Genomic DNA, 24,350 nt, shown 5'->3' on the forward strand with positions numbered 1-24,350 from the left:
AGCCGCGTCGTGACCGCGAGCGGCCGTAACGGCAGCCGCGGCATCTGCGTGCGCAACCTCTGGCACGAGTACGGCAGCAAGATCGTGCTGGAGCGCGTCAGCCTGGCGATCGAGCCGGGAACGTTCTGCGCCATCACCGGCCCCTCGGGCTGCGGCAAGTCGACGTTCCTGCGCATCCTGCTCGGCCAGCAGCGCGCGTCGCGCGGCACCGTGCTCCTGGATGGCGAGCCGCTGCGATGCGAGCCCGGACCGGACCGCGGCGTCGTCTTCCAGCGCTACAGCGTCTTTCCGCACCTGAGCGTCCTCGACAACGTCGCGCTCGGCCTCGAGCTCGAGCGCGCGCCGCGCCTGGGCCGCCTGTTCGGCTCGGCGCGACGCAGCGCATGCGACGAGGCGCTACGCTACCTCGAGGCAGTGGGCCTGAGCGCCGATGCCGCCGCCTATCCCCATCAACTCTCGGGCGGCATGCGCCAGCGCCTGTCGATTGCGCAGGCCCTGATCCGCAAGCCCAAGGTGCTGCTGCTCGACGAGCCATTCGGCGCGCTCGATCCGGGCACGAAGGAAGCGATCCACGAGCTGGTGCTGCGACTGTGGAAGGAGACCGGCATGACGATCCTCATGGTCACGCACGACATCCGCGAAGGCTTCAAGCTCGCGACGCGCCTGCTCGTGTTCGACAAGGTTCGCGTCGATCCGCATGCACCCGAGCGGTACGGAGCGACGGTGACGTACGACATCGCGTGCTGAGCCGGACGCTTCGGACGGCGACGAATTCCTACTCCGGCGCCGTTTCTTCCCGCGCCCGCAACTGCCGCGCCAGACGCCCCTTCGGCGACGACCACCGGCTGCCGATCGCGGTGCGGACGCGGTAGGGCTTGTCGGCCAGGAACAGGAAGAGCCGGCGGTTGTTCGGGGTCAGGTTGGTGCCGTCGATCCCGCGGCCTCGCGACAGCACGACGGTGGTGCGGCCGTCGGCGACGATGTCGTGCTCGGGCAGGTAGAAGCCGAGCGCGAAGGGCACGCCGCGGAACAGCTTCTTGTGTCGCGGCGCGACCGCGACGGCATCGATGCCCCGGCGGCGGCGGAGCTCGCGCTGCACGGCCTGCATGTCCTTGGTCTCCTGCACGGCCGTGCGTCCGGCCTTCGTCAGCACGACGTCCTTCCGGTACGAGCTCCACACCCCCAGGCCGCAGGCCAGAATCACCGCGACCAGATGGGCGCGCGGCGGAATCAGGTGCAGCAGCGCCGTGAAGAAGACCAGCGTGAGCGGGAAGTAGTAGATCGCCACGTACGAATGGAACGCCGACAGGTCGCGCATCGCGAAGATCCAGGCCGGTCCCGCAAGGCACATCAGCAGCAGAACCTTGCTTGCCGGGGCAGGGCGCGTCGCCGCGAACGCAACCGCCGCGCCGGCCACGGCAAGCGCCAGCACGACGCTGCCCATCCCGACCTCGCGCACGCGATTGCCGCGCCGCCACGGCATCAGGCTGCGCAGCAGCGACTGCGACTGGCGGCTGATCAACCTGGGCCACGGGACGTACTTGTCGATGCGGTCGTGGAACTCGGCGTCCAGCGACAGCCGGCGCGCGGCGCTGTCGACGATGCTGACCTCGGTCACCGGCACGTTTCGCGCGCTCGCCTCGACCGAGATGTTGTAGGCGAGGCATGCTGCGCCGAGCCCGATGCCCAGCAGGCATGCGCGCGTCGGGGCGGCGGCGAGCAGAGTCCGGAACGAGGCCCTCACGCCCTCGCGACCGGCCGCGCCCCACGCCTCGAGGAGCCACCATACGCCGAGCACGGCGAACGACGCGTAGCCGCGCCCCCATAGCACGGCGAACGTCGTGGCAAGATACACGCGCGCAGCGCCACGGCCGCGATACCAGCCGGCGATCGCCCACAGCAGCACCATCCAGCCGAGCAGCGCAGGCTGGTCGAAGTGCACCATGTCGCGATACTCGACGAGGTAGTAGCCCATGGCCGCGAACGCCGAGGCAGCCACGGCAACGGGAACGCTCATGCCCACCTCGAGCAGCAGCAGGACGCCCATGGCCACGGTCGCCACGTAGATGAGGTTCATGAGCTGCCGTGCGCGGTGGATCTTCTCTCCGGCCTTGAGCTCGCCGGCGTGCAGCGCCGCATGCATCGCGGCGCTGAAGAAGACGGGATATCGGTCGAAGTAGAAGAGCTCGCGGCCATCGTCCATCGCATACGACATGGTGTAGCCGACGAAGCGGTTCTCGGCCGTCGCGCGTTCGATGATCGCCAGCGTATGAGCGCTGACCCAGCCGCGGTGTCCCTGGCGAAAACCGAGGTCGGCCGGCTGGAAGACGAACACGAGAGCGAGCGAGGCCGCGAGCGCCGCCAGCGCCGACCAACGAATGGACGCCGGCCGCTGCGGCCACGTCAGCCGCGCCAGGATGCGGCGCCACCGATCCAAGAAGACGGAGCCTCAGCCCTTGGCGCGCGAGATGAAGCGCGCATCGCGCGTATCGACGACGATCTGCTCTCCCGATTCGAGATAGGCCGGGACCTGGATGACCAGCCCCGTCTGCAGCGTTGCCGGCTTGGTCTGTGCCTGGGCGGTGCCGCCCTTGATGGACGGATTGGTCTCGGTGATGGTCAGCACGACCGTATTGGGAAGATCGATCGAGATCACCTTGCCGTTGAAGACCACCGAGCGGATGTCCTCGAGGCCTTCGGTCAGATACCCCGGCGCGTCGCCCACATCGTCTTCGGACAGCAGGATCTGCTCATAGCTGTTGGTGTCCATGAAATGGAAGCCGTCGTCGTCGCGGTACAGGAACTGCACCGGCCGCAGCTCCAGGTCGGGTTGCTCGACCTTGTCGCCGCCGCGGAACGTCTTTTCCAGGACCTGGCTGGTGCGAAGATTGCGCACCTTGATCTTGGTCAGTGTCGACGCGCCGCGCGCCGACGGCGACTGCTGGTGGACGTCCAGGATCACGTACGGATCGTTGTCGACGAGGATGCGCATGCCCCGCTTGAATTCGCCGGTGGAGATCATGTGCGCGGTCTAGCGGAAAACGCCGGTGGCCGTAAGCGCACCCAGACCCGCCGCTCGTCCGGTCGCCCACGCCCACAGGAAATTGTAGCCGCCGATGGGCCCGAAGGCGTCGAGCATTTCTCCGCACAGGAACAGGCCGGGGCAGCGACGGCTCTGCATCGTGCGCGGGTCCACTTCGCCGAGATCGACGCCGCCGCCGGTGACCTCAGCCTTGCGGTAGCCCTCATGTCCGGTCCAGGGCAGCCGCCAGCGCGTCAGGGACTCGACGATCGCGCGACGTTCCGCTGCGCGAAGATCGGCGAGCGATCGCTCGGCAGGAATGCCCGCATCCGCCATCAACGCGTCGGCGAGGCGCGCGGGAAGGTGGCGTCGCAGCACGCCGGCCACTCCCGCGCGCTGCGGGCGCAGCATCTCCTCCCACTCCTGGCGCGTGCGCTCGGTCCACTGAACGTGGATGTCGCCGCCATCGCGCGTGGCCACGTGGGACACGTCGAGCACGGAGGGACCGCTGAAGCCCCGATGCGTGAAAAGGAAGCCGCCGCGCGACGTCGTCCTGCCTGCGCTCAGCGTGGCCGTGCACGAGACTCCGGCGAGCTCTCGGTAGCGTGCGGGCTCCTGCACCAGCGGCGTCAGCGCCGGGTAGGTCGGGCGCAGCTCGTGGCCGAGCTCGCCCGCGATGCGCAGTCCCGTGCCGTCGCTGCCGGTGTTCGGCACCGAAAGCCCACCGGTTGCCAGGATGACGGCCGCCGCGCGCAGCGGCGGGCGGTTTTCCAACTCGACCTCGAACGCATCGCCGAGTCGCCGCACGCCGACGACGCTGTGCTCGCCGCGAAGCTCGGCGCCGCGCGCGGCAGCGGCGGCAACAAGCGCATCGCGCACCTCGCGGGCACGGTTGGAGACGGGAAAGAGCTTGCCGCTGTCGGGCTCCAGTGCCAGCGCCACGCCCAGCTCCACCTCGAAGAACGTGCGCTGCTCGGCCAGCGGCCAGGAGCGGATCATCTTGCGCATTGCATTGGGCGAGGAAGCGGTGACGAAGCGCGACTCCTCCAGGCGCGACGGCAGCACGTTGCAGCGCCCGCCGCCGCTGATGAGGATCTTGCGGCCGCCGTCGCGCGTACGTTCGAGCAGCACCACGGGCGCACCAGCGCCGGCCGCGAAGATCGCCGCCATCAGGCCGGCGGCACCGGCGCCCACGATGATGATGGGGTCGCTGCGCACGCAGCGGCCTGTAGTGAAAAACGGTGCCCGGCACCATTTCCGCGAGGTTTCCGGTGTGCGGCGCGCGCGCGTGCAGCCGCCGATCGTGCCGGCTGGCAGTTCCGGCCCGACTCGCCGCGAGCAGCCGCCGGTGCGCTCGCGCCGGCGCGAGCGCATCTGTCCCCTACGCCATGACCATGATTAAAGGAGACGATGGTCTGGTTGCGATGCGCGGCCCTTGCCGCGGCGGTCCTGGTGAGCGCGTGCGGCGGCGAGGGCTCCAGCGCCGCACCCATGCGCGCTCAGGATCAGCCGCGGCCGGTGCGTCTCGTGACGGCGGAGGCCGGCACGCTCCCGCGCGGGGTGATCGCCACCGGCACGCTGGCCGCCGAAGACCAGGTCGTCCTGAACACCGAGGTCGCCGGCCGTCTCGAGCACCTTCCAGTGGACATCGGCAGCGTGGTCAAGGCGGGCGACGTGGTGGCCGTTCTCAACCTCGAGGACTTCGAGCTTCGCGTGGAGCAGGCGCGCACCGCGCTGGCCCAGGCGCGTGCGCAGCTCGGCGTGCCGGCCGACGGCTCGGGCGATGCGATCGATCCGGAGAAGACGCCGCTGGTGCGGCAGGCGCGGGCGGTGCTCGATCAGGCGCGCAGCCAGCGGCAGCGCGTGGCGTCGCTGCAGCCGCATGGCGCCACCTCCACGGCCGAGGTCGAGCGCACGGCTGCCGACCTGCGCGTGGCCGAAGCGCGACTGCAGGAAGCGCTGCACGAGGTGCGCAACCGGCAGGCGCAGGTTGCCGAGCGCCGGGCGGCGCTGCGCATCGCCGAGCAGCAGCTCGACAAGGCCACGCTGCGCGCGCCCTTCGACGGCGTGGTGCGCGAGCGGCACCTGTCGATCGGCGCGTATCTTTCGGTCGGCGCCGAGGTGGTGACGATCGTGCGCGTGCATCCGCTGCGCCTTCGCCTGGCGGTGCCGGAGAAGGAGACGGGCGCGATCGCGGTGGGCCAGCGCGTGCAGGTGCAGCTCGGCGATCGCACCAGCGCCGAGGGCAAGGTCGTGCGCATCAGCCCGGCGGTCGACGAGACGACGCGTACGCTGATGGTGGAAGCCGAAATTCCGAATCCGGCCGGGACCTTGCGTCCGGGTGCGTTCGCGACCGCCGAGATCATCACCGACCCCGACATGCCGGCCGTCCTCGTGCCGGCGTCGTCGCTGGTGGTCTTTGCCGGCGTCACGCGCGTGCTCGGCGTCGAGAACGGCAAGATCGTCGAGAAGCGAGTGCGCGTGGGACGCAAGCAGGACGACCGCACCGAGATCCTCGAAGGCCTCGCCGCCGGCGAGAGGATCGTCGCCGAGCCCGGCAACCTCGCCGCGGGCCAGGCGGTGATCGTCGAGTAGCGGTGCAGAAGCTCGCCGAAATCTGTATTCGCCGGCCCGTCTTCGCGGCGATGCTCATCCTGGCGCTCGTCGTCGTGGGTGCGGCCGCCTATCTGCAACTCGGTGTCGACCGGTTTCCAGCAGTGGACGTTCCGCAGGTGCGCGTGCGCGCGACGCTGCCCGGCGCCGCGCCCGAGGAGATGGAGACCGAGGTCGCGCAGCCGCTCGAGCAGGTCATCAACACCGTCGAAGGGCTGGACGAGCTGCGTTCCATCTCCGGCTCGGGAGCCACGGTGGTGGTCGCGACGTTTCTTCTGGAGCGCGACATCGACGTGGCCGCGCAGGACGTGCGCGACCGCGTCACCTCGGCCATGGGCGAGCTTCCGCGCGAGATGGATCTGCCGAGCGTGGCCAAGTTCGACAACGAGTCGAGCCCGATCCTTTCGGTGGCCGTGTCGGGAGAGCGCCCTCTGCGCGAGCTGACCGACCTTGCCGACCGCATCGTCAAGGTCCAGCTGGAGCGCTCGCCGGGCGTCGGCGAGATCCGCATGGTCGGAGGGCTGGAGCGCGCCATCAACGTCTGGATCGACGCCGACCGCCTGGCGGCGATGCAGCTGCCGATCACGACGGTGCGCGACGCGATCCTGACGCAGAACAGCCGCGTCCCCGGCGGCAACGTCACCACGCCCACCGTCGAGCGCAGCCTGCGAACGCTCGGCCGGCTCTCGGATGCGCAGGCGTTCGACGAGCTGGTGCTGGCCACGCGCGAAGGAACGCCGATCCGCGTGCGCGACGTCGGCTGGGCCGAGGACGGCACCAAGGAGCAGCGCTCGGTGGCGCGGCTCGACGACGTGCCGACGGTGACGCTGGAGCTCCGGCGCCAGTCGGGCGCCAACACCGTCGCCGTCATCGAGGGCGTCAAGCGGACCATCGAGGAGCTGCGCGCCCAGCTTCCGCCCGACATCAGGCTGGAGATCCTGCGCGACCAGTCGCGCTACATCCACGCTGCGCTGCACGAGATCACCGTGCACCTGGTGCTCGGCAGCATCCTGGCCTGCCTGGTCGTGCTGGTGTTCATGCGCAGCTGGCGCTCCACGCTGATCGCCGGCGTGGCCATTCCGGCCTCGGTGATCACCACGTTCGCATGCATGTGGGCGCTCGACTTCACGCTCAACAGCGTGACGATGCTGGCGCTGGTGCTGATGGTGGGCGTGGTCATCGACGACGCCATCGTGGTGCTCGAGAACATCTTCCGCTTCGTCGAGGAGAAGAAGCTCTCGCCGATGCAGGCGGCGCGCGACGCCACGGCCGAGATCGGGCTGGCCGTGCTGGCCACGACGCTGTCGCTGGTGGTGGTCTTCGTGCCGGTCTCGTTCATGTCGAGCATCTCGGGGCGCTTCCTCTACCAGTTCGGCATCACCGCCGCGGCCGCGATCCTGGTCAGCCTGCTGGTTTCGTTCACTCTGACGCCGGCCATGAGCGCGCGCCTGCTGCGGGCGGACGCGCAGGCGCACGACGGCAAGGCCTCGCGCGGCGGCTTCTACGCGCGGCTGGACGATCTGTATGCACGCAGCCTCGGCGGTGCGCTGCGGCGCAGGCGCCTGGTCGGCGTGCTGGCGGTGCTCGTGATGCTGTCGATGGTGCCGCTGTACGGCGTCATCCAGCAGGAATACATCCCCACCGACGTCGATGAGGCCGAGTTCGAGGTCAACGTGACGGCCCCCGAAGGCACCAGCGTGGCGGCGATGGACGATGCCATGCGCCGCATCGCGGCCGACATCTCCTCGACCCGCGGCGTGCGCAGCGTGCTGACCACGGTCGGCGGCGGCTTTCTCGGCATCGTCAACCAGTCCTCGGCGTACGTACGCCTGGCCCCGCACGAGGAGCGGTACTTCTCCTTCGGGCGTTTCTTCTCGTCACTGGTGCGCCTGCAGCCGTGGGAGGCGTTCGTCGGGAACTACACCCAGCGTGACGTCATGCAGGAGCTGCGCGCCAAGATGAAGAAGTATCCCGACCTGCGCGTGTCGGTGCGCAACGCCTCCTCGTTCAGCCTGGGCACCGCGGGCGCCGACATCGACTTCAACCTGCGCGGCCCCGAGCTCGAATTCCTGGCAGCCAAGTCGGAGGAGCTGCGCACGCGCATGCTCGAGATGGGCGGCATCGCCGACGCCGACACGACTCTCAAGCTGGCCAAGCCCGAGCTGCGCGTCGTGGTCGACCGCGACCGCGCCGCCGATCTGGGCGTGGAGGTCGAGGACATCGCGCTGGCCATGCGTCTGATGGTCGGCGGCGACGACCGCGTCTCGCGCTTCGTCGATCCGACCGTCAACGAGGACTACGACGTGCAGGTGCGTCTGGAGGAAGGCGACCGCAACGATCCCTCGACGATCCTGCGGCTCTTCGTGCCGTCCGCCAGCGGGCAGCTCGTGCGGCTGGACAGCGTGGCTCGCCTGGATCCCGCCGCCACGGCCTCGCGCATCGACCGTCTGGACCGCCAGCGCGTCGCGAGCATCCGGGCCACGGTCGCTCCCGGCTTCGCGCTCGGCGACCGCCTGGACGCCGTTCGCGAGGAGGCTGCCAAGCTCGGGCTGCCGCCCGAGTACACGACCGGCGTCAGCGGCAAGGGCCGCGAGCTCGAGCGCACGTTCACGCAGTTCCTGTGGGCATTCCTGCTCTCGATCGTGTTCATGTACATGATCCTGGCGGCGCAGTACGAGAGCCTGCTCGATCCGGTGACGATTCTGCTGTCGCTGCCGCTGTCGGTGCCGTTCGCGCTGCTCTCGATGTGGATGGCGGGCAGCACGCTCAACCTGTTCTCGGCGCTCGGCATCCTGGTGCTGTTCGGGGTGGTCAAGAAGAACTCGATCCTGCAGGTGGACCACATCAAGCAGCTTCGCGCGCAAGGCATCGAGCGCACCGAGGCGATCCTGCGCGGCAGCCGCGACCGCCTGCGCCCGATCCTGATGACGACGCTGACCCTTGTGGCCGGCATGATGCCGCTGGCGCTCGGCACCGGCCCGGGCGCCGAGGAGCGCTACACGATCGCGGTCGTCGTCATCGGCGGACAGTCGCTGTCGCTGGCGCTGACGCTGATCGTCACGCCGGTGGCCTACGCGATCTTCGACGACGCGCGCACCGCGCTCGTCGCGCGCCGGCGCGCGTTCGGCGTATCGCAGCGCGAAGCGCTCTGAGCTCCGGATACGCCGGGCGCCGCTCGTAGAAGTGAAGAGGCGGCCCGCCACCGCCTGCATCACGTCCGGATGAGCGAGCCATCGGTGAAGAGGGCGGTCGTCATGCCGGCGGCGCGACAGACCCGTCGCGTGCTTCAGCCGTGGACCGTCGCCGGCCCCGTGGCCTCGAGCATCTCCTTCATCAGGCCGTGCAGCAGATTCACGGCCTTCAGTGGACGGATCATCACCTTGAAGTCGTCGATGCGGCCATCCTCGTTCCAGTGGAACATGTCGACGCCGTTGATGTGGATGCCGTCGATCTCGGCCTCGAACTCCAGCACCGCATCGCGCGGCCCGATCACCTCGCGCACGTAGCGGAAGTTCGAAGACAGCAGCACCTGCGCGGCGGCCGACAGGTACATCGTCACCAGCGCCTTGCCGCGCTGAGGAGTGTGCACGACGGGCGAGTGGAACACCGCATTCTCGGCCAGCAGGCCGTCCAGCGCCGTCAGGTCGCCCGAGCGCAGCAGGTCGTGCCAGCGTTCGACGGTCGATGCGTGCGTGGAAGGTGCGGGCATGATTCCTCCTATGCGCGCGACGAGCGCAGCAGGCGGATTGCGGCGGTCATCGCGGCTCCGTCGCCTGACGCGAGATCAGTCGCTCGAGCTCTTCGCCGCTCACCGGCTTGACGACATGCGCGTCGAAGCCGGCTTCCCGGGTCCTGCGCCGGTCCTCGTCCTGACCCCATCCGGTCAGCGCCACGAGCAGCGCGTTCCTGCCCCAGGGCTGCTGCCGGATCATGCGGCAGGTCTCGTAACCGTTGCGGCGCGGCATTCCAATGTCGAGGATGACGATGTCGGGTTGCAGCTCCTGCGCCCTCGCAAACGCCTCCTCGCCGTCGTAGGCGGCGGCCACCGTATGGCCCATGAGTCGGAGCAGCATCGCGAGCCCATCGGCGCTGTCGCGGTTGTCGTCGGCCACCAGGATCGTGAGCGGCCGTTCGGTGTCGGAGCGGCCGGCCGATGTCTTGGCGGCGGAAGCGGCGCCGTAGGCGTCGGACAGCGGCAGCCGCACCGTGAAGGTGCTGCCGCCACCGAGGCCGGGGCTGTCGGCAGTCAGCGTGCCGCCGTGCATCTCGGCCAGACGTTGCGCCAGCGTCAGGCCGATGCCGAGTCCGCTCTGCGCCCGCTCGAGCGTGTTGTCGAGCTGCGTGAACATCTCGAAGATCGACGACATGTGCTCGGCAGCGATGCCCATGCCTTCATCCGTGATGCGGACCACCGCCTCGCCGTCCTCACGCGACGCACGCACACGAATGCTCCTGCCGGGGTCGGTGAACTTGGACGCATTGCTGAGCAGGTTCGCGAACACCTGCGCGATCCGCACCGTGTCGGCCCGCACGTACAGCGGCTCGGGCGGCAGGAGCACGGTGAGCTTCTGCTCCTTCGCGTCGATGTGGCGGCGCACCGTCTCCACGGCATGATCGATGGCGGAAGCCAGTTCGACGACGTCGAGGCGCAGCTCGAGCTTTCCGCGGCTGATGCGGCTGGCGTCGAGCAGGTCATCGATCAGCCGCACCATCTGGCCGAGCTGGCGCTTCATCATGTTGATGGCGCGCGCCGACAGAGCCCGGTCTTCGCCGGCGTGCTCGAGGATCCCGAGCGAATGCAGGATGGGGGCCAGCGGGTTTCTCAGCTCATGTGCCAGCGTTGCCAGGAATTCGTCCTTGCGGCGATCCGACTCGCGCAGCGCATCCTCGGCCCGGCGGCGGTCCTCGACGTCCACGCACATGCCGACCCACTCGCGGATGGTGCCGTCGCCGTTGCGCAGCGGCACGGCGCGCGTGTCGACTCGCCGGTATTCGCCCGTGGGTGCATGCCAGAGGCGCGCTTCGGCCTGGTAGAAATCGACGCTGGAGCGCGCCTGCCGCCATCCGGCCGCAACGGCGTCGCGGTCGTCTGCGTGAAGCGCGTCGAGCCAGCCGAGGCCCGTCAGCTCCGCATCGCTCTGGCCGGTGTAGCGCGACCACGACGGCTGCGGCGGCACGAGGTTCCCGTCGCGATCGGAAACCCAGACGATGGCCGTGGTCGCGTCCAGCAGCGCACGATAGCGTTCCTCGGATTCGCGGGTCAGGCGCTGCGAAGTGCGGCTTTCGGTGACGTCATGGAAAACCAGGATCACGCCGATCACCGAGCCGTCGTCGCCGCGGATCGGGGCGGCGCTGTCGGCGATGGGTCGCTGCTGGCCGTCCTTGGAAATGAGCAGCGTATGGTTGGCCAGGCCGACCACGCGGCCTTCGCGCAGCACGGTCGCGACAATGTCGTCGGCGGGGGCGCCGCTGCGTTCGTCGACGATCCGGAAGATGCGCACCAGCGGCTGGCCGCGCGCCTCCTCGAGCTCCCAGCCGGTCAGCGTCGCCGCCACGCCGTTGCAGTAGGTGACGCATCCCTGGGAATCGGTGGCGATGACGGCATCGCCGATGCTGGCCAGCGTAACGCGCAGCCGCTCTTCCTGCTCGCGCAGGGCCGCCTCGACCTGCCGCCGGCGGACGATCTCGGCGCCGAGCGCATCGATGCGCTGGTTGAGGTGCACGAACTCGCGCACCACTGCCTGCTGCGGAGCCAGGCGCAGCAGGATCGCCCGCTCGCCGCCGCCCGTGCCGACGGCCGCTCCCTCGGCGCGCATCAGCGTGGTGCCGTGCTCGTCGAGCAGTGCCAGCGAGCCCAGAACGAACTCGCCGCTGCCGGCGCACGCCCGCAGGTAGCGGGCCACGTGCTCTTCGTCGTCACCGACCAGCTCCTGCAGCGAGCGTCCCGCCAGCGGTCCCAGACGCCGCAGGCGGCGCATGGCTGCCGGATTGGCTTCCACGATGACGCCGGCGCGCGTCAGCAGCAGCATCGGCTCGGGCAATGGCCCGGCGAAGGCGAGGAAACGCGATGGCTCCACGCGGATCAGGCTTGGAAATACGCGCGTCCGTCGGCGGCCTCGGAGGCCGCAGTGGGCTTGAGGTAGACGACGACCCGGCAGCCGGCGTCGCCGCGAGCGATCGCCTGCTCGATGGCGACCTTGGCATAGCCGAGGTTGTCGGCGGCGATGCTGCCGAAGACGTTCGACGTCATCATGCACAGCGCTGGACGACCGACCACCTTCTCCGCGAACGGACAGGCCCGGTTGCCGAGGACGATCTTCTCGTCGTCCTGCTCGATGATGAAGAAGTCTCCCTGGATGCGTCGCTTGAGGTCGACGAGGACTTCGGCCACCTGCTCGCGCGTCAGCTGATCGGTGCCGAGGGCGGCCTTGTAGGCGCCGTTGATCTCGTCGCCCATCTCCTTGCCGACGACGCTGACGAAGCCGGAGGCCTCCTCGAGACCCACGACGTTCTGCAGCGTCCCCGCCAGATGGCGAAGAAGCGTACGCAGGAACACGTCTCGCTCCAGGGCGATCGAGGCGCTACGCGGGGTGATGGAAACAGGAGCGTCGTGCACGATGATCCTCCTCAGCCGGTCGGCTTTTCGCCGCGGCTGCCGTGCTTGCCGTGTAGCAGACAGAAGAGCGAAGCGCATGCCCCGTCGTCACGAATCATACCCCATGGGGGTGCCGCCGCTCGTGCCGGAGACCGGTTTCGGTTACCTTTGCCGGCTCGCATGCCGGCCGATGCGTCCCGTACCGGACGCTCCTCCTGGACCCGCGACCGCCCAGCTCCGGATTTCCTAGCCGCTCGAGAGAAGAGATCGATGCAAACCACCGCCAGTCGCCGCAGCGACGTCCGCAATTTCGCCATCATCGCCCACGTCGACCACGGCAAGACCACGCTCGTCGACGCCATGCTTCACCAGAGCGGGACCTTCCGCGCCAACCAGCAGGTGGCTGAGCGCGTGATGGACTCGAACGCTCTCGAGCGCGAGCGCGGGATCACGATTCTGGCCAAGAACACGGCCATCGAATACCAGGGCGTGCGCATCAACATCGTCGACACGCCTGGCCACGCCGATTTCGGCGGAGAGGTCGAGCGGACCCTGGCCATGGTCGACGGGGTCATGCTTCTGGTGGATGCCTCCGAGGGCCCGCTGCCGCAGACGCGGTTCGTTCTCCAGAAGGCACTGTCGCTGGGGCTGCCGCCCATCGTCTGCATCAACAAGATCGATCGGGCCGATGCGCGCATCCAGGAAGTGCTCAACGAGGTCTACGACCTGTTCATCGATCTGGATGCCACCGAGGACCAGCTCGACTTCCCCGTCGTCTACACCAACGCGCGCGTGGGCACGGCGACGCTGGATCTTGCCAGGCCGGCCGAGGATCTGAAGGTCCTGTTCGATCTGATGCTGACCGCTCTTCCCGGGCCCGCCGGGGACGAAACGGCCGACCTCCAGTTCCAGTGCAACAATCTCGATTACAACGACTACGTCGGCCGTCTGGCCATCGGCCGCATCAAGAACGGCGTCCTGCGCTCCGGGCAGATGTATTCGCTCTGCCGCCCCGAGGAGCCGGCGCGTCCGGTCAAGGTCACGCAGCTGTACATGTGGAAGGGCCTGCAGCGCATCGAGGTGCCCGAGGCCAGCGCCGGCGACGTCGTGGCCGTGGCTGGCATCGAGGACATCAACATCGGCGACACGATCGGCGACCGTGAAAACCCGCGGCCGCTTCCGGGAATCCGCGTGGACGAGCCGACGATCTCGATGTTCTTCGGCCCCAACACCTCCCCGTGGGCTGGGCGCGAGGGCGAGTACGTGACTTCGCGCAAGATTCGCGAGCGGCTGCTGCAGGAGCAGCGCCGCAACGTCAGCATGCGCATCGAGGACACGGACTCTCCCGATACCCTGCGCGTGACGGGCCGCGGCGAGCTGCAGCTCGGCATCCTCATCGAGACGATGCGGCGTGAAGGTTACGAGATGCAGGTGTCGCGCCCGACGGTGGTCACGCGCGAGCGTGACGGCGCTCTGCAGGAGCCGGTCGAGCTTCTGGTCATCGATGTGGCCGAAGACTACGTCGGCGTGGTCAGCCAGCTGCTGGCGCTGCGCAAGGGCAGGATGACGCGCATGAGCCCGGCCGGCACCGGCCGCGCCCGCATCGAGTTTCGCGTTCCCTCGCGCGGCTTGATCGGCTTGCGCGGCCGCTTCCTGACCGAGACACGCGGCACCGGAATCATGAACGCGCTCTTCGACGGCTGGATGGAATGGGCGGGACCGATCCAGGGCCGAGCCAACGGCGCGATGGTCGCCGACCGCGAGGGCATGGCCACGCCGTACTCGGTCTGGCATCTGCAGGAGCGCGGCATCATGTTCATTCCGCCCGGCACCAGGGTCTACGAAGGCATGGTGATCGGCGAGTACTCGCGCGATGCCGAGCTCAACGTCAACATCGTGCGCGAGAAGAAGCTCACCAACATGCGCGCCAGCGGGCACGACGAGGCCGTCGTCATCACGCCGCACAGGCAGATGGGCCTGGAGGCGGCGCTGGAATGGATCGACGACGACGAGCTGGTGGAGGTGACGCCGAAGTCGATCCGCATCCGTAAGCGCGTGCTCAAGCAGGTCGAGCGGCCGAAGAAGAGAAAGAGCGAGTCGGACTGAGCAGGCGCCGCGGCGCTGGGGCCGGTTGCGGCGACGGTCGCTGAAAGAGACGGCGCACTCGAGGACGCAGCGCACCTGCCGCCGTGCCGGGGCGCTTCCTCCGTTGACTGAGGTCTGCCTGCGCCCTACGGTGCCGCGTTTTTCGCAGGCTGCCTCCAGGGGAACAACATGGAATTCGTCGCGCGCACCGGGCGTGAGCGGACACGCCGCACGCTCATCGCCGTCTGCTCTCTTGCCTTCCTCGCCGCGAGCGCCGCCGCTCACGAAGGCGACCACTGGCCCATCACCGGCGGGATCTTGAAGATGAGCTTCTCGCCCGACGGCTCGCGCACCCGGATGCTTTTCAAGACGAAGAACCAGATCAGCATCAACCCGGTGAGCCTGGCCAAGGATCCGACGCTGGAGCCGGCCACGCTGATCGTCCGCGGGAGCGGTGCGATCCCGGGCAACACCGAGCTGCTGGAGCTGGACGCCGGGAACTGGTCGCGCATCGGGACCGAACAGTCGCCCAAGGGCTGGAAGTACCACGACAAGTACCCGAGCAACGGCGTCACCAAGGTGCAGCTGAAGACCGGCAAGACCGACGGGTCCCTGGTGATCCAGGCGCAGGGGCACACCTGGCCCTTCCAGATCCGAGGGCCGCAGGATTCCATCGAGATCGTCCTGACCATCGGTGAGTTCGCGTTCTGCGCCGAATACTCGGCCGATCGGATGGCGGACTTCCGCGTCAACCGGGAAGGCGAGATCGCCGCGACGTTCTCGCTGGCTCCGAGCGACTGTCCGGCGGTGTGCGGCAACGGCGTCGTCGAGACCGGCGAGGAGTGCGACGACGGCAATCTGCTCGACGACGACACCTGCACCAGCCAGTGCCTCGGCTGCAATCCCTCCGAGGCCGAGTTCGCCAGCACCTATGAAGGCATCCAGCAGCTGATCTTCGACAGCCCCGTCTACAACTGCAGCAACGACATCTGTCATGGTGCCGCGCAGGAAGCCGGCCTGGATCTGCGCGCCGGCTCGTCCTACGCCTCGCTCCTGGGCGTGGCTTCGACGGCGTCGCCGTCGGTCGAGCGCGTCTTCGCCGGCGATGAGGACAAGTCGATGCTGTACATGAAGCTGGCGGACAAGACGCTCGGCACCACGACCGCGCCCGGCAGTCCCATGCCGATCGGATCGGCCGTGCTCACCGAGGACCATCTGCAAGCGGTGCGGCAGTGGATTCGCGGAGGCGCGCCGGCCGACGGAGTCGTCGCCGGAACGGCCGAGCTGCTCGGCAGCTGCCTGCCGGCACCCACGCCGCTTGATATTCCCCAGCCTGCCGCGCCCGAGCCTTCACTGGGCACGCAGCTGCCGATGCCGGGATATGATCTTGCGGCGCGGACCGAGGTCGAGGGATGCGTAGCCAGCTACTACGATGTCTCGGCAACCGTCCCTGCGGAGATGATCGTGGACTGCCCGCGCGATCCTTCCGACCCCAGCCGCTACATGTTCGAAGGCACGAACGGCACGGGGCCGCTGGCCAACAAGTGCTTCTCCTACGACGGCAGCACGCTGTATCAGGACGCGCAGTCGCATCACTCGATCGTCCACATCTACCCCGGCGATCATGATTGGGACGACGAGGGCTGGGGCGGCTGGCGCTGCTACGGCGGCCCGACGCCGCAGGCGCAGTGCAGTCCGGCGGTGGACGGCGCATGCGGCGAGGGTGGCGTGTGCGGCAGCGCGTTCCATCGCGGCGTTGCCTGTCTGGCTGTCCTCGGCAGGCGATGGGGCGCGCCCGACTTCAGCACCTTCAGCGCCCCCCAGTTCTCCGGCGCCCAGGAATCGGTGTCCGACTTCGACCTGCCCGAAGGCGTCTTCAACACGCTGCCTCTCAAAGGGCTGATCGTGTGGAATTCGCACGCCTTCAACCTGACGGCGCAGCCCACGGAAATGGAGGCGTGGCTGAACGTCTCCTACACCGATCATCGGGTCTGGGAGGCCCAGCGGCTGTTCAACTCGCGCTGGATCTTCGCGCAGAACGTGCCGGCGTTCCAGCAGCGCGAATACTGCGGCACGCACACGTTCGAGGAGGGAGCGCGGCTGTTCCAGCTGTCTTCGCACACGCACAAGCGCGGAATCCGCTGGCGCTACTACCAGGCGCCGCAGACACCATGCTCGTCGCCGGCGGCGTGTCCGCCCGGCGATCCCGGCGACATCTTCTACGAGAGCTACGACTACAGCGATCCGCTGGTGCTGAACCCGGATCCTCCCGTTCTCTATTCGGGCAGCGTCGAGAGCCGCACCATCAAGTTCTGCTCGCTGTACGACAACGGCTACACCGATCCTGCCGACGTCAAGATGCAGTCGCGCTCGCCGTACCCGACCGGCACGACGCTGGTTGGCGGCCCGTGCAGCGACTCGGCGGTTCGCTGCATGGGCGGCCCCAACTTCAATCAGCTCTGCCACGGCAACGACTACGAGTGTCCGCAGTCGACGTGCGATGCGTGTCCGCTGCTCGGCGGCGTGACGACCGAAGACGAGATGTTCATCGCCGTCGGCAGCTACTACATCGCTCCCTGAGCGGCGACGCGTTGACCGGCCACGCACCGCCACACCGGCGCCGGCACGCCGTGGACGCGGGAACATCACGATGGCCGCAGCTGCGCGCGCGCGCGCGACGGCGGTCGCGATGAAGATCGCCACCTACAACGTCAACGGCGTCAACGGGCGCCTGCGGCGCATCCTGGAGTGGCTCCAGGAGACCGCGCCCGACGTCGTGTGCCTGCAGGAGATCAAGACGACCGACGAGAAGTGCCCGGCGCAGGCGCTGGCCAGCGCCGGCTACCACTCGATCTGGCACGGCCAGCGTTCGCACCACGGCGTGGCGATCCTGTCGCGCGGACGGAGACCGGTGGAGCGCCGCCGCGGCCTTCCGCAGAGCGGGAGCGAGGATGCCGAGGCCCGTTATCTGGAGGCGGAGGTGGCAGGCATCGTCGTCGCGTCGATCTATCTGCCCAACGGCAACCCGCAGCCGGGCCCCCGGTTCGATTACAAGCTGGCGTGGATGGAGCGGCTGATCGCTCACGCGCAGACGCTGATCGACTGCGGCAGGCCCGTGGTGCTCGCCGGCGATTTCAACGTCGTCCCCACCGACTTCGACATCTACGACGCCTGGGCATGGCAGCTCGACGCGGTCACGCAGCCCGAGACGCGCCAGGCCTACCGGCGGCTGCTGTCGCAGGGATGGATCGACTCGCACCGTCACCTGCACCCGGCGGACCGGATCTACACGTTCTGGGTCAACGCCCACGCGTTCCGCCGCAACGCCGGCTTTCGCATGGACTTCCTGCTGCTCAGCCCGAGCCTTGCCCCGCTTCTGGCAGCGGCGGAGGTCGACGCGCCATTTCGCGGCCGCGAAGGCGCCAGCGATCACGCGCCGACGTGGATCGAGCTCGAGGAGCCCGGGCGCTGACTGCCGATTGCGTCGCCTCATGGAATGGGCGAGGTCTGTGCACATCCCATCGCATGCAGGAGAGCTTCCATGATCGGCTACGTCACTTTGGGAACCAACGACATCGAGCGCGCCGCCGGCTTCTACGACACGCTGCTCGGCACGCTCGGCGCCAGGCGCGTTATGGACATGGGCACGTTCATCCTGTGGGGCGTCGACCCGACGAAAGGGATGCTGGCCGTTACCAGGCCATACGACGGCAACGCCGCCACCGTCGGCAACGGCGTGATGGTCGCGCTTGCCGTCGATTCCAAAGAAAAGGTCGATGCGGTGTACGCCAAGGCCCGCGAGCTCGGCGCAGCCGACGAAGGCGCGCCCGGACCACGCGGCGGCAACTTCTACGCGGGCTATTTCCGCGACCTCGACGGCAACAAGCTCAACGCGTACTTCGTCGGCTGACCGGCAAGACGGCGCGCCCCGAGCAGGCCAGGCTGCGCCGTGTCGCGCCGGCGGCGCAGCGGCGCCCGGCTCGCCAACACAGGTGCCGACGGCCGCTCCGCGCTGGCTCGCGGCAGTCAGGCTACACTGGCTTTCATGCCGGCCACCGACCTGCTCCATTTCGCGCTGACCTCGTTCGTCACGCTGCTGGTCGTCATCGACCCATTCGGCACGGTGCCGATCTTCACGTCGCTGACGAACCACCTGGCGATCGAAGAGCGCAAGCGAGTGCTGCGGCGCGCGGTCGCGCTCGCATTCGGGATCGCGCTGTTCTTCCTGCTGGCGGGCCGCGCCCTGCTCGGCTACCTCGGCGTCAGCGTGCATGCCTTCGGCATCAGCGGCGGAATCCTGCTGTTCGCGGTCGCCATGCCCATGCTCTTCGGCCATCGGCCCGGGCTGCAGGCGCCCGAGCAGAGCGAGCATTCCACGCGCGGCGAGGACCTGGCCGTGTTCCCGCTGGCGATCCCCCTGCTGTCGGGCCCCGGCACCATCGCCACCATCCTGCTGCTGACGGCCGACGCCGACGGCGATCTCGCGCGGCTGCTCGTGATCGCCGCCGCCGTGGCCGCCATCTTCGCGATCACGCTGATCGTGCTCCGGCTGGGCGAACGCTTCCTGCACCGCATGGGTACCGGCAAGGTGCACATGGTCACACGCGTGATGGGCATCGTGCTGGCTGCGCTGGCCGTTCAGTACGTGCTCGACGGCGTCGCCGGCTACTACCGCTCCCTGCTGTGACCCGAGTGCTCCCGCAGCGTGCCAGTCGAGGGACGAGGGCGTCGAAAACACCCGTGCAACCGCACTGCCCATCGCGCTAACCTTTCACCGGACATTTGCGCGCTCGTGCGAGGCCGGGGGGAATCGTGGTTGGCGCGCGTCGAACTCGAAGAGGATCCTTCATGCGAACCGCAGCCCCCCTTCTCCTTGCCGCTCTTCTTTGGATGCCAGCGCCGGCGCACGCCGCCCTTCCCAAGTGCGGTGACGTCAACGACAACGGCTCGATCAACGCGTCCGATGCGCTGGCTGCGCTGCAACGCGCGGTCGACGACGGAACCGAGCTGGATTGCGGCCCGCGCGGAAAGCTGCTGCGGACGGGGCAGACGGCATGCTTCGACGCCGAGGGAGCCGAGGTCAGCTGCGAGGGCTCTCCCCAGGCCGGTGCGGTCAATCGCGGCATCGCGCGCAGCTCGTCGGACAATGACGACGGCACCATCACCGACGAGGTCACCGGCCTGGTGTGGGAGAAGCTGTCCGACGATGGAAGCATCCACGACCGCGACACCCTGCTGACGTGGGAGGAGGCGTTCGACAAGATCGATCAGCTCAACGCCGCCGAACTGGGAGGCCACGACGACTGGCGCCTGCCCAACGCCTTCGAGCTGCTGACGCTCGCCAACCTCGGCCGAACCGACCCTGCCTACTACGCGGCGCATTTCGCGAAGAACTGCGAGCCCGATTGCAGCGCGCAGGAGTGCAGCTGCGTGCCCTCCTCCAACGACAGCTGGTCCTCGACCACGTACGTGGCCGAGCCCGATCGCGCCTGGCTGGTCAGCGCCGCCGATGGGCGGCTGTTCTCCGATGAAAAATCGGCGTTGCACACGGTGCGCGCGGTGCGCGGCGGCTACATCGTCGAGAGCACCGGATCGGCCGCCGGCGCCGAGCAGGCCCAGGATGCAGGGTCGCCGTGCGGCGACGTCGACCTCAGCCACACGGTCACCGCCTCCGACGCCCTCGCCATCCTCAAGGCCGCCGTCGGTCAGGAGATCGAGCTGCGCTGCTCGCCGCGCGCGGAGACGCTGCAGACCGGGCAGACCGAGTGCTACGACAGCGGCGGTGCGCAAGTGCCGTGCGCCGGCACGGGGCAGGACGGCGAGCTTCGCATGGGCGCGCCACGCGCCTTCCGCGACAACGGCGACGGCACCATCACCGACCTGGCGACCGGGCTGATGTGGGAGAAGCTCGCCGATGACGGCACGATCCACGACATGGACAACGCTTACACGTGGGCCGACGCGTTCGCGGACAAGATCATCCAGCTCAACACGACGATGTTCGCCGGCTACGACAACTGGCGGCTGCCGAACATCTTCGAGCTCGTCACGCTCCTCGATCTCGGCTCCGCCGATACGGCGCTGCACGCGATCTTCAGCGCCAAGAGCTGCGACGACGGCTGCTCGGTGACGATGTGCAGCTGCGCGCCGAGTCATCCGGAGCAGTGGTCGTCGTCCACCTATGCGGCGGCACCGGCAATGGCCTGGGCAATGCACCTGGACGACGGCGCGACGGTGCCGCAGGCCAAGTCGGAGACGGCAGCGGTGCGGGCGGTGCGCGCCGGCAACTGACGGCGGCTGCGCTCGGCCCCCTGAAGTGCCGGAAACGGCGGACATGCGTTGACCGGCTTCCCGACTGCGGTCCAGCTCGATCGCATGGACTCGCAGACGCGTATCGCGACGGCACTCCGGTGCCCTGAGCGGCGCCGGCCGATCACCGCCGAGGACGGCGAGCGCGGGCGCTGAAGCCGGCGGGGTCGGCCGCGGGGCCCGTTGGGGCGAGCGGGCGCCGCCTCTGCGTGGCGTCATCGCGGCCAGCGCACGGCGCCGCCTTGGCTTTCGGCCGTTCCAGCGGTAGGCGGGGGAAATGGCCGACGAAACCCTGATCGCGGTCTTCGTGGATTTCGAGAACCTGGCCATCGGCGCTCGCGACCTGCACAGCGACGAGTTCCGCATCGAGCTGGTGCTGAAGCGGCTGCTCGAGAAGGGCCGGATCGTCTACAAGCGCGCGTACTGCGACTGGCAGCGCTACCGCGGCGCGATCCGGGACTTCCACGCGCAGGGAATCGAGCTGATCGACATCCCTGCCAGCAAGCACAGCGGCAAGAATTCCGCCGACATCCGCATGGTCTGCGACGCCCTCGATCTGTGCCATTCCAAGGGCCACATCGACGTGTTCGCGCTGCTGTCGGGCGACAGCGATTTCTCGCCGCTGGTCTCCAAGCTCAAGGAGAACGACAAGCGCGTCATCGGCTGCGGCGTCAAGGCCTCGACCTCCGACCTGCTGGTCTCCAGCTGCGACGAGTTCCTCTATTACGACGACCTGGTGCGCACGGCCGACAAGAAGAAGCCGCGCTCTCGCGGCGGCCGCGGCCGCACCCGGCGCGAGCCGGCCAGCGACGGGCATCAGGAGGCGCTGGACATGCTGCTCGCCATCGTTTCCTCGCTCGAGGAGGACTACGATCCGGTCTGGGGCTCGCTGGTCAAGCAGACGCTGCGGCGCGTGTACCCCGACTTCCGCGAAGAACGCTACGGCTACTCCGGCTTCGCCGATCTGCTGCGCGACGCCGAGTCGCGCGAGTTGATCGCGCTCGATTACGACGAGGGCCGCGGCAACTTCAAGATCCGCAGCAAGGCCTGACGCTCCATGACGGTCCTGGCCGGCACGCCACCGCTCAGCGCCGACCGGCTCCGGCAGGTCCTCGAAGCGGCCGCGCGGCAGGCGGGAGGCGAGCCGCTGGATGCGCTGGCACGCGTGCTCGCGCAGGAGCTCGGCGTGGACGCCGCTGCGATGCGCGAGCTGGTGCGGTTCCTCGACGAGCGCGTGCGCCAGTCCGAGCAGCAGTTCCGCGACCTGTTCGAGGAAGCTCCCATCGCCTACGTCTACGAAGAGACGAGCTCGCGCTTCGTCAGCGCCAACCGTGCTTTCCTGGATCTGCTCGGCATCAAGCCCGAGGAGGTCACGCAGACCTACGGCCTGTCGCTGGTGGCGCCGGTGCAGGACGTGCAGGAGAAGGTGCACGCGTCGCTTGCGGCCGAGCAGAGCGGCCAGGAGCGCGGCGCCATCGAGATCGAGCTGCGCCGCAAGGACACCGGCGCGCCGGTGTGGGTGCAGCGCTACTCGCGGCCGCTCCCCGACGGCAAGCACACGCGCACGATGATCATCGACATCACCGCGCGCGTGCTCGCCGAACGCGAGAAGGCGCGTCTACAGCAGCAGAACCGCTACCTGCAGGAAGAGATCAACACCGGCTACAACTTCGAGGAGATCGTCGGGCGATCGCCGCAGATCCGGGAGACGCTGCGTCTGATCGAGCAGGTCGCACCGACCGACAGCACCGTGCTCATTCTCGGCGAGACCGGCACCGGCAAGGAGCTCGTGGCGCGCGCCATCCACGGCGCCTCGCGGCGCAAGGGCCGGCCGCTGATCAAGCTCAACTGTGCGGCGCTCCCCACCAACCTCGTCGAGAGCGAGCTGTTCGGACACGAGAAGGGCGCGTTCACCGGCGCCACCGAGAAGCGGGTGGGGCGTTTCTCACTGGCCGACGGCGGCACCATCTTCCTCGACGAGATCGGCGAGATGCCCCCCGAGGTGCAGGTCAAGCTGCTGCGCGTCCTGCAGGAGCGCGAGTTCGAGCCGCTCGGATCCACGCGCACGCAGCGCGTGGACGTGCGCGTCATCGCCGCAACCAACCGCGACCTGCGCAAGGCCGTGGCCGAGGGAAAGTTCCGCGCCGATCTCTTCTACCGCCTGCACGTCTTCCCGCTTCACGTTCCGTCGCTGGCGGCGCGGCAGGAGGACATACCCCTGCTCGTGCACTACTTCGTCAACAAATACGCCGCCAAGATCGGCCGGCGCATCGCGTCGGTCGAGCCGCAGACGATGCAGCGGCTGATTGCCTACCGCTGGCCCGGCAACATCCGCGAACTCGAGAACGTGATCGAGCGCGCCATCATCCTGTCGCCGGGCGAGAGCCTGATTGTCTCGCCCGACATGCTGCCAGGTGCGGCCGCCGTCGCCGCCGCGGAGGCTTTCCGCCACCTGCCGGCCTCCGCCATCTCCGCGGCCGATGCCGAGACGGCAGCCGAGGGCGCCGGCGTCGCCAGGCTGGCCGATCATCAGCGGCAGCACATTCTCGACGTCCTGCGAGAGACGGGCTGGGTGATCGAGGGCGAGCGCGGCGCAGCGCTGCGGCTGGGGCTCCATCCGAACACGCTCCGAAGCCGGATGAAGAAGCTCGGCATACGGCGCGACGGCGGCTGAGGCATCAAGGCGCTGCGCACCGTGTGGCGGTGCCGGCGCCGGCGGGCAGCCAGTGGCCGGCCCCGGCCCGAGACGGGCCCGGGAGCGCCTTCGCCGACATGCCCGCCGCGCTCGCCCTCCTTTCCTCCGGTGGCTAGAATGCCCGCACAGGGCAAGCGCCCGATGCGCCCATGCCGACCGGTGGCGCGCAGCAGCACGGCGGCTGCGCCGGCGGATCCATCCAGAATCGGAAAAGGAGACATGCTTATGAAGCGGACCGGGACTTGTTTACTTTCCACCTTGCTTCTTCTCGGCAGCGCCAGCCTGGCAACGGCCGGCGCGTACGGCGAGGAAGAGACCGCCGAGACGCCGGCGGCCCCTTCGGCTCCGGCGCCGGCGGCAGCCGCCACCGATACCGTCGTGGAGGCGAAGTACGGCGAGCCCGGCGGCTACATCGAAGTCGGCGGCTCCTACGTCGTGCAGGTGTTCGATGAGGACGCCGGCATCAAGGGCGTGCCGCTCGACGACACCGACAACACCGGCGGCTACGAGATCCGCGCCGGCTACCGCGTCAACAACTGGCTGGGCATCGAGGCGGAGTGGGAGCAGTTCCTCCACTTCAAGAACGTCAACCTGCGCGACACCGGATGCACGGTCGACTGCGGCGCCAATCTGGACATGTGGAGCCTGATGATGAACGCCAAGTTCTTCCCGCTCCGCGGCCGTTTCCAGCCCTACGGCATCGTCGGCATCGGCGTGGCCAAGGCCGAGTTCGAAACCAGCCTTCCCATCGGAAAGCAGGATGAGCACGGCTTTGCCGCCCGTTTCGGCGTGGGCGTCGACGTCTACATCACCGAACAGATCGGTCTGGCCTTCGAGGCCGACTACATCCTGCCCACCGGCGACGCCCACGAGTTCGACGTCATTCCGTTCAGCGGAAGCATCTTCTACCGCTTCGGCTGAGCTGCAGAGATCACACGGCCGCGGACGCGTCCTGGGTGGACGGCCCCTCCGGCGCATGCGCCGGAGACGCGTCCGCGACCGTGCTGGTCGCCACCGCCGATTCCGGCGCT

18 protein-coding genes are annotated in these 24,350 nt (G+C 68.7%); 12 read left to right on the forward strand and 6 right to left on the reverse strand.

The genetic code is table 11. From position 1 onward, the window contains the following. The first annotated feature begins 9 nt into the window (after positions 1-9). Positions 10-747: an ABC transporter ATP-binding protein gene (locus tag VEC57_06885; GenBank protein HYB98847.1), complete on the forward strand. Its 738-nt coding sequence runs from the start codon at positions 10-12 to the stop codon at positions 745-747. Positions 748-775: 28 nt separating this feature from the next. On the opposite strand, the gene VEC57_06890 is transcribed toward VEC57_06885, so the two are convergent. The 3 genes from VEC57_06890 to VEC57_06900 are packed head-to-tail and all read right to left on the reverse strand — an operon-like array spanning position 776 to position 4,240. Beyond that, positions 776-2,437, reverse strand: coding sequence for a hypothetical protein (locus VEC57_06890; protein ID HYB98848.1), 1,662 nt, complete (start codon positions 2,435-2,437; stop codon positions 776-778). Between the two features lie 12 nt (positions 2,438-2,449). Beyond that, complete coding sequence (gene efp / locus VEC57_06895) at positions 2,450-3,022, reverse strand: elongation factor P (GenBank protein ID HYB98849.1); 573 nt, start codon at positions 3,020-3,022, stop codon at positions 2,450-2,452. Between the two features lie 9 nt (positions 3,023-3,031). Further along, on the reverse strand, positions 3,032-4,240 hold the full coding sequence (locus VEC57_06900) for an aminoacetone oxidase family FAD-binding enzyme (protein ID HYB98850.1): 1,209 nt from the start codon (positions 4,238-4,240) through the stop codon (positions 3,032-3,034). A 192-nt stretch (positions 4,241-4,432) separates the two neighbouring features. On the opposite strand from VEC57_06900, the gene VEC57_06905 reads away from it, so the two are divergent. Continuing rightward, the gene (locus VEC57_06905; protein HYB98851.1) at positions 4,433-5,617 is read left to right on the forward strand and encodes an efflux RND transporter periplasmic adaptor subunit; all 1,185 of its coding nucleotides are present in this window, start codon (positions 4,433-4,435) and stop codon (positions 5,615-5,617) included. A 2-nt stretch (positions 5,618-5,619) separates the two neighbouring features. After that, positions 5,620-8,787 carry an efflux RND transporter permease subunit gene (locus VEC57_06910; protein ID HYB98852.1) on the forward strand — a complete coding sequence of 1,056 codons (3,168 nt, stop codon included), beginning with the start codon at positions 5,620-5,622 and terminating at the stop codon, positions 8,785-8,787. Positions 8,788-8,921: 134 nt separating this feature from the next. On the opposite strand, the gene VEC57_06915 is transcribed toward VEC57_06910, so the two are convergent. From VEC57_06915 to VEC57_06925, 3 genes are read right to left on the reverse strand one after another with little or no spacing between them, the layout of a single operon-like run. Continuing rightward, entirely contained in the window at positions 8,922-9,344 is a 423-nt protein-coding gene (locus VEC57_06915) for a nuclear transport factor 2 family protein (GenBank protein ID HYB98853.1), read from the reverse strand. A gap of 46 nt (positions 9,345-9,390) precedes the next feature. Next, on the reverse strand, positions 9,391-11,712 hold the full coding sequence (locus VEC57_06920; GenBank protein ID HYB98854.1) for a PAS domain S-box protein: 2,322 nt from the start codon (positions 11,710-11,712) through the stop codon (positions 9,391-9,393). Positions 11,713-11,717: 5 nt separating this feature from the next. Further along, the gene (locus VEC57_06925) at positions 11,718-12,251 is read right to left on the reverse strand and encodes a methanogen output domain 1-containing protein (GenBank protein HYB98855.1); all 534 of its coding nucleotides are present in this window, start codon (positions 12,249-12,251) and stop codon (positions 11,718-11,720) included. A 249-nt stretch (positions 12,252-12,500) separates the two neighbouring features. Here VEC57_06925 and typA point away from each other — a divergent pair, with 249 nt between their 5' ends. The 9 genes from typA (at position 12,501) to VEC57_06970 (ending at position 24,240) form a co-directional block, all read left to right on the forward strand. Further along, positions 12,501-14,336, forward strand: coding sequence for a translational GTPase TypA (gene typA / locus VEC57_06930; protein HYB98856.1), 1,836 nt, complete (start codon positions 12,501-12,503; stop codon positions 14,334-14,336). A gap of 168 nt (positions 14,337-14,504) precedes the next feature. After that, positions 14,505-16,895: a DUF4215 domain-containing protein gene (locus tag VEC57_06935; protein ID HYB98857.1), complete on the forward strand. Its 2,391-nt coding sequence runs from the start codon at positions 14,505-14,507 to the stop codon at positions 16,893-16,895. Between the two features lie 70 nt (positions 16,896-16,965). Further along, positions 16,966-17,787: an exodeoxyribonuclease III gene (gene xth / locus VEC57_06940; protein ID HYB98858.1), complete on the forward strand. Its 822-nt coding sequence runs from the start codon at positions 16,966-16,968 to the stop codon at positions 17,785-17,787. Positions 17,788-17,856: 69 nt separating this feature from the next. Then, positions 17,857-18,225, forward strand: coding sequence for a VOC family protein (locus VEC57_06945; GenBank protein HYB98859.1), 369 nt, complete (start codon positions 17,857-17,859; stop codon positions 18,223-18,225). A 135-nt stretch (positions 18,226-18,360) separates the two neighbouring features. After that, positions 18,361-19,002: a MarC family protein gene (locus tag VEC57_06950; protein ID HYB98860.1), complete on the forward strand. Its 642-nt coding sequence runs from the start codon at positions 18,361-18,363 to the stop codon at positions 19,000-19,002. 161 nt (positions 19,003-19,163) lie between these two features. Then, the gene (locus VEC57_06955; GenBank protein HYB98861.1) at positions 19,164-20,606 is read left to right on the forward strand and encodes a DUF1566 domain-containing protein; all 1,443 of its coding nucleotides are present in this window, start codon (positions 19,164-19,166) and stop codon (positions 20,604-20,606) included. A 295-nt stretch (positions 20,607-20,901) separates the two neighbouring features. Next, a complete protein-coding gene (locus VEC57_06960; GenBank protein ID HYB98862.1) occupies positions 20,902-21,675 on the forward strand; it encodes an NYN domain-containing protein in 774 nt (257 codons plus the stop codon). A gap of 6 nt (positions 21,676-21,681) precedes the next feature. Beyond that, positions 21,682-23,298, forward strand: a complete 1,617-nt coding sequence (locus VEC57_06965) for a sigma 54-interacting transcriptional regulator (protein HYB98863.1) — start codon at positions 21,682-21,684, stop codon at positions 23,296-23,298. Between the two features lie 246 nt (positions 23,299-23,544). Beyond that, positions 23,545-24,240 carry a porin family protein gene (locus tag VEC57_06970; GenBank protein HYB98864.1) on the forward strand — a complete coding sequence of 232 codons (696 nt, stop codon included), beginning with the start codon at positions 23,545-23,547 and terminating at the stop codon, positions 24,238-24,240. The last annotated feature ends 110 nt before the right edge of the window (positions 24,241-24,350 follow it).

Source organism: Candidatus Limnocylindrales bacterium (genome assembly GCA_035626395.1).
In the GTDB taxonomy this organism is placed as follows: domain Bacteria; phylum Desulfobacterota; class Binatia; order UBA1149; family CAITLU01; genus DASPNH01.

What these genes read in the sequence shown, in the direction of transcription:
- efp (HYB98849.1), bottom strand. Translation starts at nt 3,022, where the DNA reads ATGATCTCCACCGGCGAATTCAAGCGGGGCATGCGCATCCTCGTCGAC.
- VEC57_06905 (HYB98851.1), top strand. Translation starts at nt 4,433, where the DNA reads ATGGTCTGGTTGCGATGCGCGGCCCTTGCCGCGGCGGTCCTGGTGAGC.
- VEC57_06915 (HYB98853.1), bottom strand. Translation starts at nt 9,344, where the DNA reads ATGCCCGCACCTTCCACGCACGCATCGACCGTCGAACGCTGGCACGAC.
- typA (HYB98856.1), top strand. Translation starts at nt 12,501, where the DNA reads ATGCAAACCACCGCCAGTCGCCGCAGCGACGTCCGCAATTTCGCCATC.
- VEC57_06935 (HYB98857.1), top strand. Translation starts at nt 14,505, where the DNA reads ATGGAATTCGTCGCGCGCACCGGGCGTGAGCGGACACGCCGCACGCTC.
- xth (HYB98858.1), top strand. Translation starts at nt 16,966, where the DNA reads ATGGCCGCAGCTGCGCGCGCGCGCGCGACGGCGGTCGCGATGAAGATC.
- VEC57_06945 (HYB98859.1), top strand. Translation starts at nt 17,857, where the DNA reads ATGATCGGCTACGTCACTTTGGGAACCAACGACATCGAGCGCGCCGCC.
- VEC57_06950 (HYB98860.1), top strand. Translation starts at nt 18,361, where the DNA reads ATGCCGGCCACCGACCTGCTCCATTTCGCGCTGACCTCGTTCGTCACG.
- VEC57_06955 (HYB98861.1), top strand. Translation starts at nt 19,164, where the DNA reads ATGCGAACCGCAGCCCCCCTTCTCCTTGCCGCTCTTCTTTGGATGCCA.
- VEC57_06960 (HYB98862.1), top strand. Translation starts at nt 20,902, where the DNA reads ATGGCCGACGAAACCCTGATCGCGGTCTTCGTGGATTTCGAGAACCTG.
- VEC57_06965 (HYB98863.1), top strand. Translation starts at nt 21,682, where the DNA reads ATGACGGTCCTGGCCGGCACGCCACCGCTCAGCGCCGACCGGCTCCGG.
- VEC57_06970 (HYB98864.1), top strand. Translation starts at nt 23,545, where the DNA reads ATGAAGCGGACCGGGACTTGTTTACTTTCCACCTTGCTTCTTCTCGGC.